The organism is Listeria tempestatis (assembly GCF_963575625.1).
Classification (GTDB): Bacteria; Bacillota; Bacilli; order Lactobacillales; family Listeriaceae; genus Listeria; species Listeria tempestatis.
Genome location: NZ_CAUYTK010000002.1, coordinates 52,903 through 68,238, shown reverse-complemented (window position 1 = coordinate 68,238; position 15,336 = coordinate 52,903). Strand labels below are relative to the sequence as shown.

At 36.5% G+C, this 15,336-nt stretch carries 13 protein-coding genes, 1 pseudogene and 2 CRISPR repeat arrays (1 of these 16 only partly in view); all 14 genes and pseudogenes read right to left on the bottom strand.

What is annotated here, in order from left to right; translation table 11 throughout:
- The 14 genes and pseudogenes from trmD to cas9 all read right to left on the bottom strand — a co-directional run bounded on the left by trmD (position 1) and on the right by cas9 (position 14,902).
- Positions 1-747: a tRNA (guanosine(37)-N1)-methyltransferase TrmD gene (gene trmD / locus R8923_RS02985; RefSeq protein WP_485871274.1), complete on the bottom strand. Its 747-nt coding sequence runs from the start codon at positions 745-747 to the stop codon at positions 1-3.
- On the bottom strand, positions 748-1,266 hold the full coding sequence (gene rimM / locus R8923_RS02980; RefSeq protein ID WP_485871273.1) for a ribosome maturation factor RimM: 519 nt from the start codon (positions 1,264-1,266) through the stop codon (positions 748-750).
- Positions 1,267-1,275: 9 nt separating this feature from the next.
- Positions 1,276-1,662 (bottom strand): YlqD family protein, encoded by a 387-nt coding sequence (locus R8923_RS02975; protein WP_485871272.1) that lies wholly within the window; start codon positions 1,660-1,662, stop codon positions 1,276-1,278.
- Positions 1,663-1,740: 78 nt separating this feature from the next.
- Complete coding sequence (locus R8923_RS02970) at positions 1,741-2,466, bottom strand: gamma-glutamyl-gamma-aminobutyrate hydrolase family protein (RefSeq protein ID WP_485871271.1); 726 nt, start codon at positions 2,464-2,466, stop codon at positions 1,741-1,743.
- A gap of 112 nt (positions 2,467-2,578) precedes the next feature.
- On the bottom strand, positions 2,579-3,814 hold the full coding sequence (locus tag R8923_RS02965) for a prolyl oligopeptidase family serine peptidase (protein ID WP_485871270.1): 1,236 nt from the start codon (positions 3,812-3,814) through the stop codon (positions 2,579-2,581).
- 363 nt (positions 3,815-4,177) lie between these two features.
- On the bottom strand, positions 4,178-4,408 hold the full coding sequence (locus R8923_RS02960) for a KH domain-containing protein (protein ID WP_485871269.1): 231 nt from the start codon (positions 4,406-4,408) through the stop codon (positions 4,178-4,180).
- Between the two features lie 15 nt (positions 4,409-4,423).
- Complete coding sequence (gene rpsP / locus R8923_RS02955; protein ID WP_485871268.1) at positions 4,424-4,696, bottom strand: 30S ribosomal protein S16; 273 nt, start codon at positions 4,694-4,696, stop codon at positions 4,424-4,426.
- Positions 4,697-4,774: 78 nt separating this feature from the next.
- Positions 4,775-6,412, bottom strand: coding sequence for a poly(glycerol-phosphate) alpha-glucosyltransferase (locus R8923_RS02950; protein ID WP_485871267.1), 1,638 nt, complete (start codon positions 6,410-6,412; stop codon positions 4,775-4,777).
- 54 nt (positions 6,413-6,466) lie between these two features.
- Positions 6,467-7,081 carry an LPXTG cell wall anchor domain-containing protein gene (locus R8923_RS02945; protein ID WP_485871631.1) on the bottom strand — a complete coding sequence of 205 codons (615 nt, stop codon included), beginning with the start codon at positions 7,079-7,081 and terminating at the stop codon, positions 6,467-6,469.
- Between the two features lie 12 nt (positions 7,082-7,093).
- Positions 7,094-8,172, bottom strand: a pseudogene (locus R8923_RS02940) (Lmo1799 family Asp-Ala repeat surface protein); the annotation flags it as partial.
- Between the two features lie 485 nt (positions 8,173-8,657).
- Positions 8,658-9,089: a CRISPR direct-repeat array (repeat unit 36 nt; unit sequence GTTTTACAGTAGCTAAAATTCTGAGAGTACTAAAAC).
- A gap of 70 nt (positions 9,090-9,159) precedes the next feature.
- Complete coding sequence (csn2-St, locus tag R8923_RS02935; RefSeq protein WP_485871266.1) at positions 9,160-10,224, bottom strand: CRISPR-associated protein Csn2-St; 1,065 nt, start codon at positions 10,222-10,224, stop codon at positions 9,160-9,162.
- The gene (gene cas2, locus R8923_RS02930) at positions 10,221-10,529 is read right to left on the bottom strand and encodes a CRISPR-associated endonuclease Cas2 (RefSeq protein ID WP_485871265.1); all 309 of its coding nucleotides are present in this window, start codon (positions 10,527-10,529) and stop codon (positions 10,221-10,223) included. Before cas2 ends, csn2-St begins: the two co-directional genes overlap by 4 nt.
- Positions 10,530-10,533: 4 nt before the next feature.
- The gene (gene cas1 / locus R8923_RS02925; RefSeq protein WP_485871264.1) at positions 10,534-11,451 is read right to left on the bottom strand and encodes a type II CRISPR-associated endonuclease Cas1; all 918 of its coding nucleotides are present in this window, start codon (positions 11,449-11,451) and stop codon (positions 10,534-10,536) included.
- Positions 11,452-11,638: 187 nt separating this feature from the next.
- Positions 11,639-14,902, bottom strand: a complete 3,264-nt coding sequence (cas9, locus tag R8923_RS02920; protein ID WP_485871263.1) for a type II CRISPR RNA-guided endonuclease Cas9 — start codon at positions 14,900-14,902, stop codon at positions 11,639-11,641.
- 129 nt (positions 14,903-15,031) lie between these two features.
- Positions 15,032-15,336: direct repeats of the CRISPR family, unit length 36 nt; unit sequence GTTTTAGTACTCTCAGAATTTTAGCTACTGTAAAAC (it continues 916 nt past the right edge of the window).

Genomic DNA, 15,336 nt, shown 5'->3' with positions numbered 1-15,336 from the left:
TTAACGCTTCCTTTCGTCACATTCTTCTTTTATTTCAAGTAACCACTCTTGCTCTTTTTTGGTTAAATGGTATGTTTCAAGTAAATCCTTACGGCGCAAAAACGTTCTCCGAAGCGACTCTTTGTTTCGCCACTCCTCGATTTTCGCATGGTTGCCACTCAAAAGAACATCTGGAACCTGCATGCCACGAAAGTCAGCCGGACGCGTGTAGTGAGGGTGCTCCAGTAAACCACTTGAAAATGAATCGTGCACTGCAGAATCAGCATTTCCTAAAGCGCCTGGAAGTAGCCGAACAATGCTGTCCGTCATTGCCATCGCGCCAATTTCGCCGCCCGTCAAAATGTAGTCACCAATTGAAACCTCATCTGTTACAAGATACTCGCGAATGCGTTCATCATAGCCCTCGTAATGTCCGCAAATAAAAATGAGTTGTTCTTCCTTCGCAAATTCTTCTGCCATTTTTTGGTTAAACGGCTTACCAGCAGGATCCATTAAAATGATGCGTGGTTTTTTGTTTTCAAGTTTCATATGTGAAACAGCATCAAATATTGGTTGAGCTTTAAGTAGCATACCCGCACCGCCGCCGTATGGGTAATCATCGACCACCTGATGCTTTCCTTCAGCGTATTGTCTAAAATCTGTCACCGCAATGTCCACGATGCCTTTTTGAATCGCCTTATTTATGATAGATTCAGATAGCATACCACTGAACATTTCTGGGAAGATGGATAAAATATCTATTTTCATTTAATCTAGCAACCCTTCGAGTGGCTCGATAATAATTTCCTTATTATGAATATCGATTTTTTTTACAACATCGGCAATATACGGGATAAGCATTTCTTTTCCGCGTTCTGGCTTTACAACCCACACATCATTCGCACCGGGCGTTAAGATCTCAGTAATCTCGCCAAGCAAATGCCCATCTGAGGTGTGCACATAGCAGCCAATAATTTCATGGAAATAATACGCGTTTTCCTCAAGTTCACCTAGCGCTTCCTCAGGCACTTTTAAAATGCCTTCCTTCATTTTTTCTACCTGATTTATCCCCGTGTAGCCTTCAAACGTGAGTAAGTCAAAATTTTTATGTACGCGGTGTGAGCGTACTGTGAGTTCAATTGGCGTATTTTCATTTTTTAAATATAAAAAAAGTTTGTTACCCGTGCGGTAGCGTTCGTCCGCGAAATCGGTTCTTGAAATGACGCGCACTTCGCCCATAAGCCCGTGTGTATTCACGATTTTTCCTACATTAAACATCTTTCCCATAAGTCACCTCTAGCGTATTTCTGTAATTATTCCGTCTGTAACGACAATTGTTTTATTTAGTGTGGCCTCACTCCACTCATCACCAACTTGAACGTCTACAATCGTTTCAAGCTCGCGTTCACGGATTTCACTTCCAAGCGGTAACGTTTCAAGTTGTTCCATTTGAAAGTCCACCAATTTAATTTTCTCTTGGCGCAAGCTTAGTTCATGCTCAAAATATTCATTTACACGTTCTGGCTGGTAACGATTTTTATGTTCTACTTTTTTTTGCTCAAATAAAAGTTGTTCACTTTCTGTTTCTAAAAGACGTTTTTGCTTTTTATAATACATTAAAAGTTCCAATTTGCTTTGTTTTGTCAAAACTTGCACAACGACTACTTTTTGAATGAGTTTCACTTTGCACCTCCAGACGCGTTACTACTATTTTTATTTTATCAGTTTGCCGCACACTTTCCAAAGGTTTTCTAAAAAAGCTTAGTTTTTCTTACTTGCTTCTACAAAAAGAGCAAATAAATTTTCACTCTCTAAATCCATTTGAAACATGAGTTCTGGGTGCCACTGAACGCCAATGAAAAAGCTTTCTAGGTCGTTCCCTTCAACTGCTTCAATCATGCCATCTTGCGTGCGAGCTGTTACGTGTAAACGATTGGCGACTTTTTTAATATATTGATGATGCAAGCTGTTTACTCGCTTTTTAGTACCGTGAACTGTGGCAAGTAAACTTTCTGGATCTATATCAATCGAATGAGAACCCAGTTGTTCATCTACTTGTTGTAAATGTTGCAGAAGCGAACCTTCTACGTATTTCCCGTCTTGATAAAGCGAGCCACCGAGGGCAACATTTACGACTTGCATACCACGGCATACTGCAAGAATTGGCTTTTTAATCGCGAATGCTTGTTTCGTGAGTTCAATTTCAAATGCATCACGAAGCGGTGCATAGTCGGCAATTTCAGGAAGTGGTTCTTCCCCGTAATAAAAAGGAGTAATGTCTTGTCCTCCTGTCATTAATAAACCGTCTACTAGCCCCATCATTTGCTTGGCGCTCTCTGGGTCATCAATTGGGATGACAATAGGTAATCCCCCTACTTTTTGAATGGCATCAACATAGCGTTGTTGTGTATATGTGACGCGATGCCCATAAAATTTATCAATCCCTTTTGTAAGCCTGTTTCCTGTAATCCCAATAATTGGTTTCATTTCCTCTACCTCCTGACCTCAATATATTTTACCCCATTCAGAAAGATTTTACTCTGTTTTTGTAAAAAAGAAAAACTCGCCTAGATTTCACCACTAGACGAGCCTTTTCTAATTATTTTACATTTGACACAAGCCAGATTAAAGCTTGCGAATTATTATACGCTTTTTCCCATGATGCGTGCGGATTTGGTGCCACTAAACTAGAAGGATATGCTGTCATTTGAATTTTCTTACCGCCTGCCTCCTGAACTGCCTTAACCGCTTGAAGCGAGCCTTGGAAACTATTCACAGGATCATCTTCAGCTTGGAACGTCCAAATCGGAATGTCTTTGATTTTAGCGGCATCCGCTTTATCTGGCGCTAAGTAACGCGCTGAGCCAACTTGAATGAATTCCGAACCTTCGTGATACATATAACCAGCAATTGGCATTGCAGCCGCAAAAAAGTTAGGATTTTCCGTTAACATTTTCCAAGTCCCAGTTGCTCCGTTTGACACTCCTGAAATATAAATTCTTGATGTATCAATATCATCATTTTCTGAAATAACTTTATCAATTAATTTTTTAACTTGCTCCGTCTCTCCCTCACCAAACCATCCTTCACGTGCCTCATCCCATGGTACTTGTGGTGCTAAAACATAACTAGGCGTTGTTTGCTGGAATTGCACGCCCGCAAAAGTTTGCGGTCCATCCGTTCCAAGTAGCTGCATTTCATTGTCATCCCCGCGTTCACCCGATCCGTGAAGATAAACAATAAGCGGTGTTTTCTCACTACCATTTTCTTTTGCTTCTGGAGAAAATAGACGATATTGCATTTTATTTTCGCCATCTTGAAATGTTTCTGCTTTAAAGGTTTCCAAAATAGGAGTTTTGACTTTGCTAATTTTTAAAGCGTCGGTTGCTGCAAATTTTGTTCCTTTAGTTGATTCAATTTCATTGTTCTGCATAATCGTGTATTTTAAGTTTGCGCGCGTATTAATAAATTTCTCCATATCGAACATTAATGTGCTTGCATGCGCATCATTTGGATCTAGCTCTAGAACAACATATTTTCCCTTCTCACTTGGTGTACCCGTTGTCTTATCCTCACTTGTATATACAGTTTGAATACGACGACTCTTCGTCCCAGCAAAAACAGAAAAGTCAGCTGTTGCTAATTTATTTCCAGTTATTTCCTCAGGATAAGTTATGATAACTGCAGAGCCAACTTCTCCTTTATCCACAACTTCTGTGATTAGTTCTACATTCTTTTCATTCATTTTCTTTGCGGCTTCTTCATTTGATGAACAAGCTGCTAGGCTCAAGCTCGCAAAAACCAGAAATAGTAATGAGTACCATCTTTTTTTCATCCTTCAATCTCCTCTTTTCGATGTCATTTCTAAAATAGCAGACACAACAAAAAAGCAGGTAAAACCCGTTCATGGTAGAAAACTACCAAAGAATTGGTTTTGCCTGCCGCACAGTAACAATCCACTATTTGATTATAGCTTAGCACACATAGAAAGCGATTACAAAATGAATATTTGCCTATTTCAAAAGCTGATTTCGCTATTTGACTAAAAATAATGAAAAAATTATTATAATAAATTACATCGTTTATATTCAAAAGTAATGAAATACACAATGAAACAAATAATTTTAAGTAAAAAGAGCTAGGCGTATTCACCCATCCGCAGGACAATAAAAGAGTTTGGTTTCGCAACCAAACTCTTTTATTCGATAATTTCAAGACGTACCTTTTTGGCATTTTTAGCGCCAGCTGCATAAACGAGCGTCCGAATTGATTTAGCGATTCGACCTTGTTTACCGATAACTCGTCCCATATCATCTTTTTTCACTGTCAATTTATAAAAAACAGTCGAATCTGTTTCTTCAATTTGAAGCAAAACATCTTCCGGATGGTCAACAAGTGGTTTTACGATGGCGATAATCAAATCTTCCATTCGCAGGCCCCTTCCTTATTTCCCTAATTTTTGGTTATGGAATTTTTCCATGATGCCTTCTTTAGACAAAATGTTACGAACTGTGTCAGAAGGTTTTGCACCATTATGCATCCATTTTAATACTGCTTCTTCATCAATTTTAACTTCAGCAGGGTCTAGTAAAGGATTGTAAGTTCCAACTGTTTCGATCGAACGACCGTCACGTGGGAAACGAGAATCCGCAACTACGATACGGTAGAAAGGTTTTTTATTAGAACCCATACGTTTTAAACGAATTTTAACTGCCATTTTTATATACACCTCCATAAAGTCTTACACAAGTATATATATTACCAGTAAAGGATTTGTTTGTAAAGTGTTTTTTCTTTACAGAGTGATTTTTTCTGCCAATTCCGCACAGATTAGTTCATAAAATTTTGCATAGCCTGAAATATTATGCTCCACATCGTCAATTCGAACGCGAAATGAGTGGTGCCGAATGAAAAAGCTATCCATAATACGCGCCGGATTTTTAAAATACATTGCAACTTCTGGATAAAAAAGTCCGTTTAGTTGGTATTCGGCACGCTTTTGTATGACTTCTCGCAAACGTTCTTTTGAAAAAACACTTTTTAACGGGCTATTCATTTCGAGTTTCTCATATAGTTCATGTGCAGCAAGTGTTAGTTCGAGGAAAGTCGGAAAAGTTGTTTCCCGGTGGTAAATAAAATCCAAGTTGTCAAACGCATTTTGCATGCCGAACAAAACGTATTTTTCATCTGGAATGTAGCTTGCTATTTCATTTGCCGCATAGCTTAGCCAGTGATCGTGGTTTCGCCAATAATTTTTTTCGATGAAATTTTGAAATGCGCTCTTTGCCCCGTTTAGATACGCCTCATTTTTGCTAACGCCGTATAAGCGTAGCAAGCCAAGCACGGCCTCACCTTCATAATAAATAATCCGAAACGGATCTTTCACTTCCATCGTTGGGGAATGTAAGACGTGTGTGAAACTTCCATCCTGTTCTTGTAGCCGTAAGATTCCCTCGGCAAGTTTTTCCGCAAGCGGAAGGTCTTCAAGATTTTTTGTGAGCGTCATATATTTTGAAAAAGCAAGGAGCGCAGCAGCGTTCGCGCCAAGCTTTATTTCGCGCAGCTCCGGCTCGGTAACATATGCAAACTCTTCTTTCTCAAGGATAAAATTTTGTTTTAAGTATGTGAGGGCACGAATTGCGGCCGCTAAAATCGTCTCATTTCCTGACACTTCATACGCTTCTAACATCGAATACGTCGTACTCGCATGGCGTAGCGTATTATAATGCTTAATCGTTTTATCGAAGCAAGCGAAATATCCATAATGGAATTCACCTGTTTTTTTCACCTGTTTTGCTAAATAAAGGCCTGCATGTTCAACGATTTGTTTGACTCGTTGTGCAGTGAGTGCTTCCTCTCGAACACCATGAGCTAATTCATCTGTATGAAGGGTAAAGACTTCCTTCCCATCAAAAAACCAACTGTATGTGGAAAAGACCGTAACATTCGTATAACCGTTAAGTTGCAACGGCTTTCCGTGTTTTCCAGCCTGTATCAAATAGCGATTTAAATTTTCCAGATTTAAACAAACTTCTTCTTTTCCAGACTTTAAAATCGCATTCCCATTTAATTCTTGCTCAAGTAAAGCTTGCTCAAACTTTTTATCGAAACAAATTCCGCCACGATAATAATTTTTTTTCGTTTCCAAAACTTTTTGATTCCAAACATGGAGGGGAAAATCTTCGTAATTAAAGGCAATATCTACTTTAAATGACACCACATCATCTGTTTGATTTTTCTTAAGTGCTTTTAAAACATCATCCATCAAACTTCGAAGCGACATTCGGCTAATATTGATGACTTTGGCGCGTTTTTTTTCATACCCGAATGAAAGAAAACCATTCCATTTCATTTCATATGTCATATTATCTTTTGAAAGCAACGTTTCCATAGCTTTATTTTCGATTTTTTTAAAAGCTGTTTCAAATGGCATCTTAAAAACCCCTTTAGAAATCTCCCCGCTCATTTCGAGCGGGAAGAATCATCATTAATTATTAGTTTTTCTACGTTTTCTGCTAAACAACCCAGCTAAAGCAGCAAGTAGCCCTGCACCAATCCAAGGTGCTGCCGAACTTGCTTCATCTCCTGTTGAGGGAAGGGAAGTGTTCATCGCTGTCTTACTACCAGATGACACCCCGCTACTATTAGAATATGTGAGCGTCGTTCCCCCGCCACTAGATGATGTGTTAGAAACATTCGTCGGTAGCGGTATACCTCCCCCATCCGCGTCAGCATCCGCATCCGCATCGGCATCAGCGTCAGCATCGGCATCAGTATCATCAACATTCGGTTGAACAACAGCTAAAACAGTTTGCCCCGTTTTTGTTTGGTCATTATGAACAGCTTTAATTGTAAAGCCTAAAATATCACCAGCATTCAGTACTAAACCATCTGGAATATTAAGCATAAAGTCCCCATTTCCAGTAACTGGAACTTCAATCGTTGAGCCATCAGGTAAAGTTATGATGACAAAGAACTGGGTACCATCAGGAGCATCGGCCATAGCGGCTTTCAGCATAGTCTGAATATTTTTATACGGAGTAGTTCCCTTAACAACTCTGTCCCCCGCATAAATTGGTTGAACAGACGGCCGATCAACCAAGAAATCCCTCCAGTCAATATCAACATCGGCGTCGGCATCCGCATCCGCATCGGCGTCAGCATCCGCATCCGCATCGGCATCAGCGTCGCATCAGCATCGGCATCAGCATCGGCATCGGCATCGGCATCTGCATCGGCATCGGCATCGGCGTCGGCATCCGCATCGGCGTCAGCGTCAGCATCGGCATCAGCATCAGCATCGGCGTCAGCATCGGCGTCGGCATCAGCATCAGCATCGGCGTCGGCATCTGCATCAGCATCGGCGTCAGCGTCGGCGTCGGCATCTGCGTCAGCATCGGCATCGGCATCTGCGTCAGCATCTGCATCGGCGTCGGCATCAGCGTCGGCATCGGCATCAGCATCGGCGTCGGCATCAGCGTCAGCGTCTGCATCGGCATCGGCATCAGCGTCCCCAATGTCTGTATCCAGCGTTCCTCTTGCCGCTCCAGTTGTTAATAAATCCACATCTAAAAAGTTATCACCACTTCGAGCCGCAAATTCTAATTTTCCATCCGAAGAAGCAGGAAGTGTCATTATCCCTAAAGCAGCTAAATCAATTGTTAAAGTAAATGTATTTGTTGCCGCTACACCAACCGAAGCTAAACCATGGTCAATTTGTGCTCCAATTGCATTATGTGTAGTATCAAGTATTAAATCGTTACCCGTTACTGTTCCCGTATGTGGTGGAAGTCCAATTGGTCCCACTTGAAGAACAGGAATGCTGTAAGACAGGGTTGTATTTGCCCGAATAGCAGGGTTAGATAATAAACTACTTAATTCTGGTGGCAGTTGGAAATACGTATAATACGCATTTACAAGCCCTACAGATGCTAACTGGGTTCCTGAAAGCGTCAATGTCAATTTCCCATTTGCATATGACGGATTTAATGCTGCATTTCCCAATAAATCAACAGTTGCTGCATCGGCCTTTATATCGCCTAACTGAATAGTAGAATTCAGTCCATCAAAATTAAGCGAAACTGGTGAAACCATCATCGTTGTAGTTGTAACCAGCGCCGCAATTAACTTTGCTTTTCTTGCTCGCTCATCATTTAATCTTTTCTTATAGTTGACTTTATTTCTTCCCATCATTTTTCCCCCTATCACCGTATCCCTTCGGCGAGTAATGAAAATCCATGAAAGGGTCACCTATGTTTATCCTAATTGTTTATTTAATTTGCCTATGTTCCCCCTTAACATCTACAAAAAGCTGAATAATCTCGTCATTCCAAAAACATGATATTAATTTTTCAGAATTATGCACCCCTCCTTAACTACTATTCCAAGCTATCTAGCTGATTATCTTTAATATAAGGAGTAATCTGAAAAAAATAAAGGAAAAAGTTATCTTCTGACAAAAATAGTCCTTTTGTTTCTTATTGGATAAAAAGTTGGATAAAATAAGGATTTTAAACTCTATTTATAGTCTTTAGTCCCTCTTGCACATAGTTATTTGGATACAATAAAAAAAGCAGCGTAAAACTGCTTTAAAAAATTGAATCATACAGCCGCTATTTTACTTATTAAAATTCTGAGAGTACTAAAACCTGCAATCACAAAAGTATTCGCATTCATATGTTTTACAGTAGCTAAAATTCTGAGAGTACTAAAACACAGAGATATTAGCTAGTTCATTTAATCGTGTTTTACAGTAGCTAAAATTCTGAGAGTACTAAAACTGTAATTTTCGCATTATCTATGACCGTTTGGTTTTACAGTAGCTAAAATTCTGAGAGTACTAAAACTATTAGACCTGACTGTTCTGTATTTAGATTGTTTTACAGTAGCTAAAATTCTGAGAGTACTAAAACTCCGCAATACTGCGATACCCTTGCGCAATGGTTTTACAGTAGCTAAAATTCTGAGAGTACTAAAACTACTATGTCTAAAAATAACAATAGTTTAGGGTTTTACAGTAGCTAAAATTCTGAGAGTACTAAAACTAGCTAATATGTTTCATTCTCAATATAAATGTTTTACAGTAGCTAAAATTCTGAGAGTACTAAAACCTGAGAGTACTAAAACCTCAAATCGGTTTTAGGATTTAAAAACTACTGTTATTTTAGTTTATCATAAAATCTATATACTTTCATATAAAAAATTATACTCTAGTTGGCTATGTTGTAATATTGCTATTGGAACAAAATCAAAGTAATGAAATAGTTCATTAATTATTTTAATTAAAACTAGTTCTTTTACATTCATTCGGATACTTTGTTTTTTGCTTGTGAATAAATATGGTGCAATAATTTTTAGAGTCTCTAAAAATTCATGATAACTAGGAATAGCTTGATCAGGGTAGTGGGCACAAACACGTGTATATAAATTACGACTATCAGAGAGTGAATGGACTTCTTCCCCTGCAACTAATATACTATCAATATATTCCTCACTAATGTAAACGTACCCAATTTGGCTTGGGAAAACCATACAATAGAAGTTAGGATATTTAATTGTAAGTTGCTTCATATGATTCATGACTTCCTCATACTCACGATAGCTCAATGTATCATCTATATTTTTAATCATGAGCAATATAACATCACTTGAACTTTCAAGATTTAGCTCTAATAAATCCAGTAATGACAAATATTTTGTAAGTCCGTCAACATATTCGGTCGCATACGCTTTTTCTTCATAGGTTGGCCTAAATGATACATTTTTCTGAAGTAAAAGCTTAGAATTAAATTCTTCTACAGCAACCTTCCATTTAAATTTCTTATTTTTATTTAATTGCATGATTCCTTCATTAGCATTTAATTGATTTTCAATTTGAATAATTTCTTGATTTATTTTTTCTATGTGCTTAGATATTTCTAAATTTTTCATTATTTGATTCAATACATCAAAAGCCGGGGTTCCTTTATTTGTACCTAGTAATTCATGAATATCTGAAATAGACTCTATTATAATAGTTTGAAACTTATTTCTTGATAAATCAAAACCATCTTCCCAAATTTGCGGCTCACTATAATTTAAAATACTTAATTCTGATTCAGAATATTTATGCTTACTTAAATACCATGAAATATTTTGCCACAACTGTTGTTTTAGTTCTGTGTTATCTCCAACTACTTGTGTAAGCTGCGAAAAACCCATTTCGATTTGCTTTAATTTAGGATGTGAAAAAGTAAGTATGCTCATAAAATCACCATCCGATTAGCACCGATTTTTTCCTCTTGTTGGGCTTTTTCACCAATTATTAAAATCATATCTTCAAATTGTTTTTCAGTAACTGTCAGTAGTCGAATATGTCCTTCACCAGGTGACTTTTCAGTAATTCTTTTATAATATTTTTTAGCAAAAATACGATTTGGACAAGTCCTAACATACACAGAGTATTGAAGCATTTCAAAGCCATTACTAATAAGTGTTTTCCGAAAATAACGGTACATTCTTTTTTGCTTTAAAGTTTCTGTTGGTAAATCAAAAAAACAAATAATTCTCATTATGTCATACCTCACTTTTTAAAGCCCCCTCAAAGCTTGTAATATCAATCATATTAATTTTACTTAAATCCCCTGTTTCCATATAGCTAATAAAATCTTGTATATATTTTTCCATAATCACAAGAAGTGTATAATTGCCGTTTTTATATTTGGAACGTAAATTTAATAAGTTAATTAACGCTGCACGATGTTCAAACCTTAGAAATTTTTCTTCACGCATATTCGCATACACCCACACATCCACAAATGGCCTAAAAGGTTCAATTAAATCATCAACTAAATTAAACTGATTATATTCACTCCGATGAAAAACCCCTAACATAGGTTGTAAACCATAAGCGACTACAAGCCTCGCAATTTGGGCTCTAAAAATACTATATCCATAATTTAGTCCCGCATTAATGGGCAGTTCGTCATTCTGTCTCGTAAATTCTTTGCCAAACAAGGCATTAAAGTAAACTTTAGCCGCATGGCCTTCTCGATTTGATTTATCATAGTGTTCGATTTCATTGATATAATTTTCCAACTTTTGAATTACCTCTATATTCGGTTTAACAAGAGAAAGTACCTGTGCTTGCCCATAAATTTTTTGCTTAATATTGTTTCGCCAAAATTCACCTTTCATTTTTTCTTCCCAAGCTATTTGTGCTTGAATCATCTTACTAGCGCGTGAATGACCATTGTAACTATGATAAATCCCTGTCGGTGTATATGTATGGTCACATATGACTAAACTAATATTATAACGTGTCAAAGCAGATAAAAGTCTTGTTGTGACAGTGGTTTGTAAGCCTTCAAGAACAATAATTGAAATATCACTTAGAGGAATCACATACTCATATTCCTCTTTCAAGATCACTATACTATCTAGTTTTAATTTTATATATTCACTATCTTTCACCAATACAGTGCGCCAAGTCATCACTTTCTCCTCCTTCTAGATATTTAAAATAAAAAAAGCTCTCCCACAATGTGGGAGAGCTGATTTCGGCATAAAGCCTTATTTCAGTAGGTTCTCAGAATTTTAGCTACTGTAGCAAGCGTCCTTGCACTTTTATTTTATCTCCCTATTAAATAAAAGTCAAGAACTTTATTTAATTTTCATGATGTTATTCAATATTACGTGGGTCCTTCTCTTCCAGAGCTTTAAATGAATTTCCAAGCACATCCGTTTGATATTTATTTAAAATACGTATTTTTTTTGTAATCGTTAATACAGTCTGCTTTTCAAAATTCGGTTTTTCTATCGGCTTCACCTCTATTTTATTTTTACCACTTTCGTTTTTTGACCAAAAACGATATCTTGTTAAACTATCTGGATTTTCCCCAAATTCGATGACATCTTCACGGTATAAGCTAAAACAAAATTTCATTTCACTATGGATTTGTTCCTTTTCTAGAAGTTTTTGATAAGCAATAGGATTAATTACATACCCTTGTTTAGAAAAAGAGAATAAGCTATATTTCACACCAATTAGATGGTATCTTTTGTCTATTTCATCATAATAGACATCTGCACGATATGGTGTTATAGATTGTAAAACTACTTTTTTATTTTTTGGTAATGCCGCTTGATTTTTAGTAGTTAAATCAATTTTTTGTCCTAAAACTTTATCAATAAATTTCAAACTTGTGACTGGTGAGCCCCCTCCTTTTTTAGAGTATTTTCGAATAACACCATACTCTTTTTTATAAGCTAAGAAAGGATTTTCGGCATCTGGATAAGTCGCCATAATATTTTCGAGAATGGCAAAAGTTTGTGGGTCATGTTGATACATCAAAAATTGTTCTTTATTTTTTTTATAACGTTTTAGAAATTGATCTTTATATGTTTTTACGTCATAAATATTTTTAATTTTACCGACAATATAGTCGATCCCGTCTCGTTCACGTGTTGAATAAATGGTGGCATCACTAATTTTGCGATTGACCTTTTTACTTACCTTGTAGGAATACTTCACCTTTGTTTCAATATTTTGCAGCTTCGTTTTAAAATTTAAAAAAGGCTCTTTATTCATCATTTCATTGTATTCACTTACCGTTAGCTTTTCAAAAGGTAAAATTTCACCTGTTTCCTTATCGTAGACTTTCCCTTCATCTGAAACTCCTAATGTTTTCTTTTTCCAAAGGCGCAAATTAGCTGTTGCCGCTACAATAAGCGCATCAATGGCATGATGGGAATGACTTTCATTACGATCTTTAAAAATTTTCCATTTTTTTCTAAGTTGGGAAGTGAACTTACCTCGCACTACTTTAACTTTTGTCTCCTTCTCATGGTTTCCAAAATATTGTTGATAACTATTTAAAACGACTCTTGAGGCATAGCGCGTATCCACAAGGTTTCTAGCTATAAAGCCTCTTCTCACATCCCATTTATTAATATCTTCTTCAAATAACAGCAATTCTCTCTTTTTATTTGAGATTTTCTTCTTATCAAAAAGTTTTTCAACAAATAGCTTATATTGTTCATACGTCCAGTTACTAGATTTACCTTTGTAATAATAAAATGGAGTTTGCTGCCCTTTCTTTTGATTTTCCTCTGAAAAGCAAAGAACTTTATTGTTTAAACTATCATCTAAAGATATGGATTGAGGGATGATATGATCAATTTCAAATTGATTCTGGTTTCGAACTAAATCCACAACCGATATTTTTCGTCCACTATACACACAAAATTGGTCTTGTTGATACCATAACCGCAGTTTTGTCGCTAATTCTTTATGATTTCGGAAAGCCTCGTCTGGAAAAGGGTATTCTTCTCTTGCTCGCTTTAAAGCTGCTTTTTTCTCTTTTTCGTTCTCCTTTTGCATTTTTTCAATCATTTTTCTTTCATCTTCACTTGTCTGATACTCTCTTGGCATTTCGATGATGACACTATCTAAATGACCATATTTTTTTAAAATGGCATTCGTTACTTTAATCGTTTGCCTAATACTTCTAGCTGCGATTGGATTATAAATTTCTTCAAGAATGGCTTCACTATTCAAATATTTTTGTTGATTGAGAGGCTTTAAATATGCCTTACCTAGTTGCATGGAATGAATAATCTGCATTTGATTTTTACTTGTTTCATACAATTCTGGCATCATAAGTTTCATAGCCTTTATGGATAAAGCGTGCCAACCTGAAAAAGCCCCTTTTTTATTTAGTACTAGACAAACGTTTAAGTAATCTTCTGTGAGGTGGGGTAATTTTTCTTTGCACTGCTTTCTAATCTCTAGCGTTTCCGAATTAAGTGTCATGATTTTCATAAGCTCATCATAATCAGCTTCAGAAAGTCGCAAATCCACTCCTGCCTCATTCAACGCATTATGTACTTTCTGATAATTTTCGAAAGTATGCATGATAGGTTTTCTATTTTTATCTACTCTACAACCACCTATATTTTCTATTTTACACTCGCAAACGCTTGCAATATACTTTAATAAACTTTTTGTTCCAAATTTCTTACTGTTTTTAACTTTTTCCACAATATCATGTTTTTGCCTAGCGGATAACTTACCAGATTCTAGGCTTGAAATCTTTAAGTTATTCAGATCATTTAATAGATTAAATTCTTGTGCTACATAAGAAGAGCGAGCTGCTCGCGTTTCTTCAGGAAAAACGCTACACTTTCCAATAAGTACTTCAAATAGATTATCCCAAGTATCTCCGTTTGTTCTATACACACCATAATCTGTTCTGCTTTTCTCATTACCAGGACCTATGAAATAATCCCTTTTAGAGGCCATAATATTTATATATTCATCAATAAATTCATTCGTTATTTGCTCATAGAATTTTTGCTGCGTTGTTAAAATGGTTTTTGCTTCTTTTATATAATCACTTGTTCGGAAAATATTAACAAGAAAACTACTCTCTTCGGTATCTTGATTAATTTCAATCATACCGCGAACTTGGCCATATTTTTCAAAACGTTCTAATTGTATTTCACAAGGCATTTTCCCACTTTTTATTTCTTCCATATTTTTATTTAAATGCTCTGATTTAATCACGCCGCCTTCTTCCACGACATCATCTAGATAAGACACACCTCGACGCTTAGCCAAATGTGTCAGTGCCACATAAATCTCTGATACTTCTAACTTTTCATTTAGGCCTTTTACTCTTAACCGATAAGGATTTTCGTTCACGACATCACAAACATCCATATCATGCGCCAGAAGTAATTGTTTAATTCTTTCTCTACGATGCTTTTTGCGTCGGCTTAGACGTCTAGCTTGGCGACTGGTTCTCCTGCTTTCATTTTCTGAAGCATCTCGACTACTGAATAACCTCACTCCAGCGTCTACCACATCGCCGTTTTCAGCATCTATAATCCCCCATCCTACAGAAGCCACTCCAATATCCAAGCCTAAAACTAATTTTTTCATACGATGTTCCCCTTCCTTTTGTGTACTAATTAAATTATACAGCCTAAAAAGCAATTAATCCACTATAAAATAGTTTTATGCTATAATAAAATTAAGTAGTTTCTAGATCCTCTTTTTGACGAATTTGAGGTTTTAGTACTCTCAGAATTTTAGCTACTGTAAAACTCCATCTATATTTTATTTAGGATCAACATCGTTTTAGTACTCTCAGAATTTTAGCTACTGTAAAACTTTGTTTTCGATTGGGGTCTAGATGAGGTGGTTTTAGTACTCTCAGAATTTTAGCTACTGTAAAACTGCTGATATTAACATACACAGAGATAATCCGTTTTAGTACTCTCAGAATTTTAGCTACTGTAAAACAACGCCTACGACAGCATTCCATGCGTTTATGTTTTAGTACTCTCAGAATTTTAGCTACTGTAAAACCAATA

Coding starts and splice junctions, on each gene's coding strand:
- csn2-St (WP_485871266.1), bottom strand. CDS start 10,224: ATGAGCATACTTACTTTTTCACATCCTAAATTAAAGCAAATCGAAATG.
- rimM (WP_485871273.1), bottom strand. CDS start 1,266: ATGGGAAAGATGTTTAATGTAGGAAAAATCGTGAATACACACGGGCTT.
- cas2 (WP_485871265.1), bottom strand. CDS start 10,529: ATGAGAATTATTTGTTTTTTTGATTTACCAACAGAAACTTTAAAGCAA.
- R8923_RS02965 (WP_485871270.1), bottom strand. CDS start 3,814: ATGAAAAAAAGATGGTACTCATTACTATTTCTGGTTTTTGCGAGCTTG.
- cas1 (WP_485871264.1), bottom strand. CDS start 11,451: ATGACTTGGCGCACTGTATTGGTGAAAGATAGTGAATATATAAAATTA.
- R8923_RS02950 (WP_485871267.1), bottom strand. CDS start 6,412: ATGCCATTTGAAACAGCTTTTAAAAAAATCGAAAATAAAGCTATGGAA.
- R8923_RS02960 (WP_485871269.1), bottom strand. CDS start 4,408: ATGGAAGATTTGATTATCGCCATCGTAAAACCACTTGTTGACCATCCG.
- cas9 (WP_485871263.1), bottom strand. CDS start 14,902: ATGAAAAAATTAGTTTTAGGCTTGGATATTGGAGTGGCTTCTGTAGGA.
- R8923_RS02970 (WP_485871271.1), bottom strand. CDS start 2,466: ATGAAACCAATTATTGGGATTACAGGAAACAGGCTTACAAAAGGGATT.
- rpsP (WP_485871268.1), bottom strand. CDS start 4,696: ATGGCAGTTAAAATTCGTTTAAAACGTATGGGTTCTAATAAAAAACCT.
- trmD (WP_485871274.1), bottom strand. CDS start 747: ATGAAAATAGATATTTTATCCATCTTCCCAGAAATGTTCAGTGGTATG.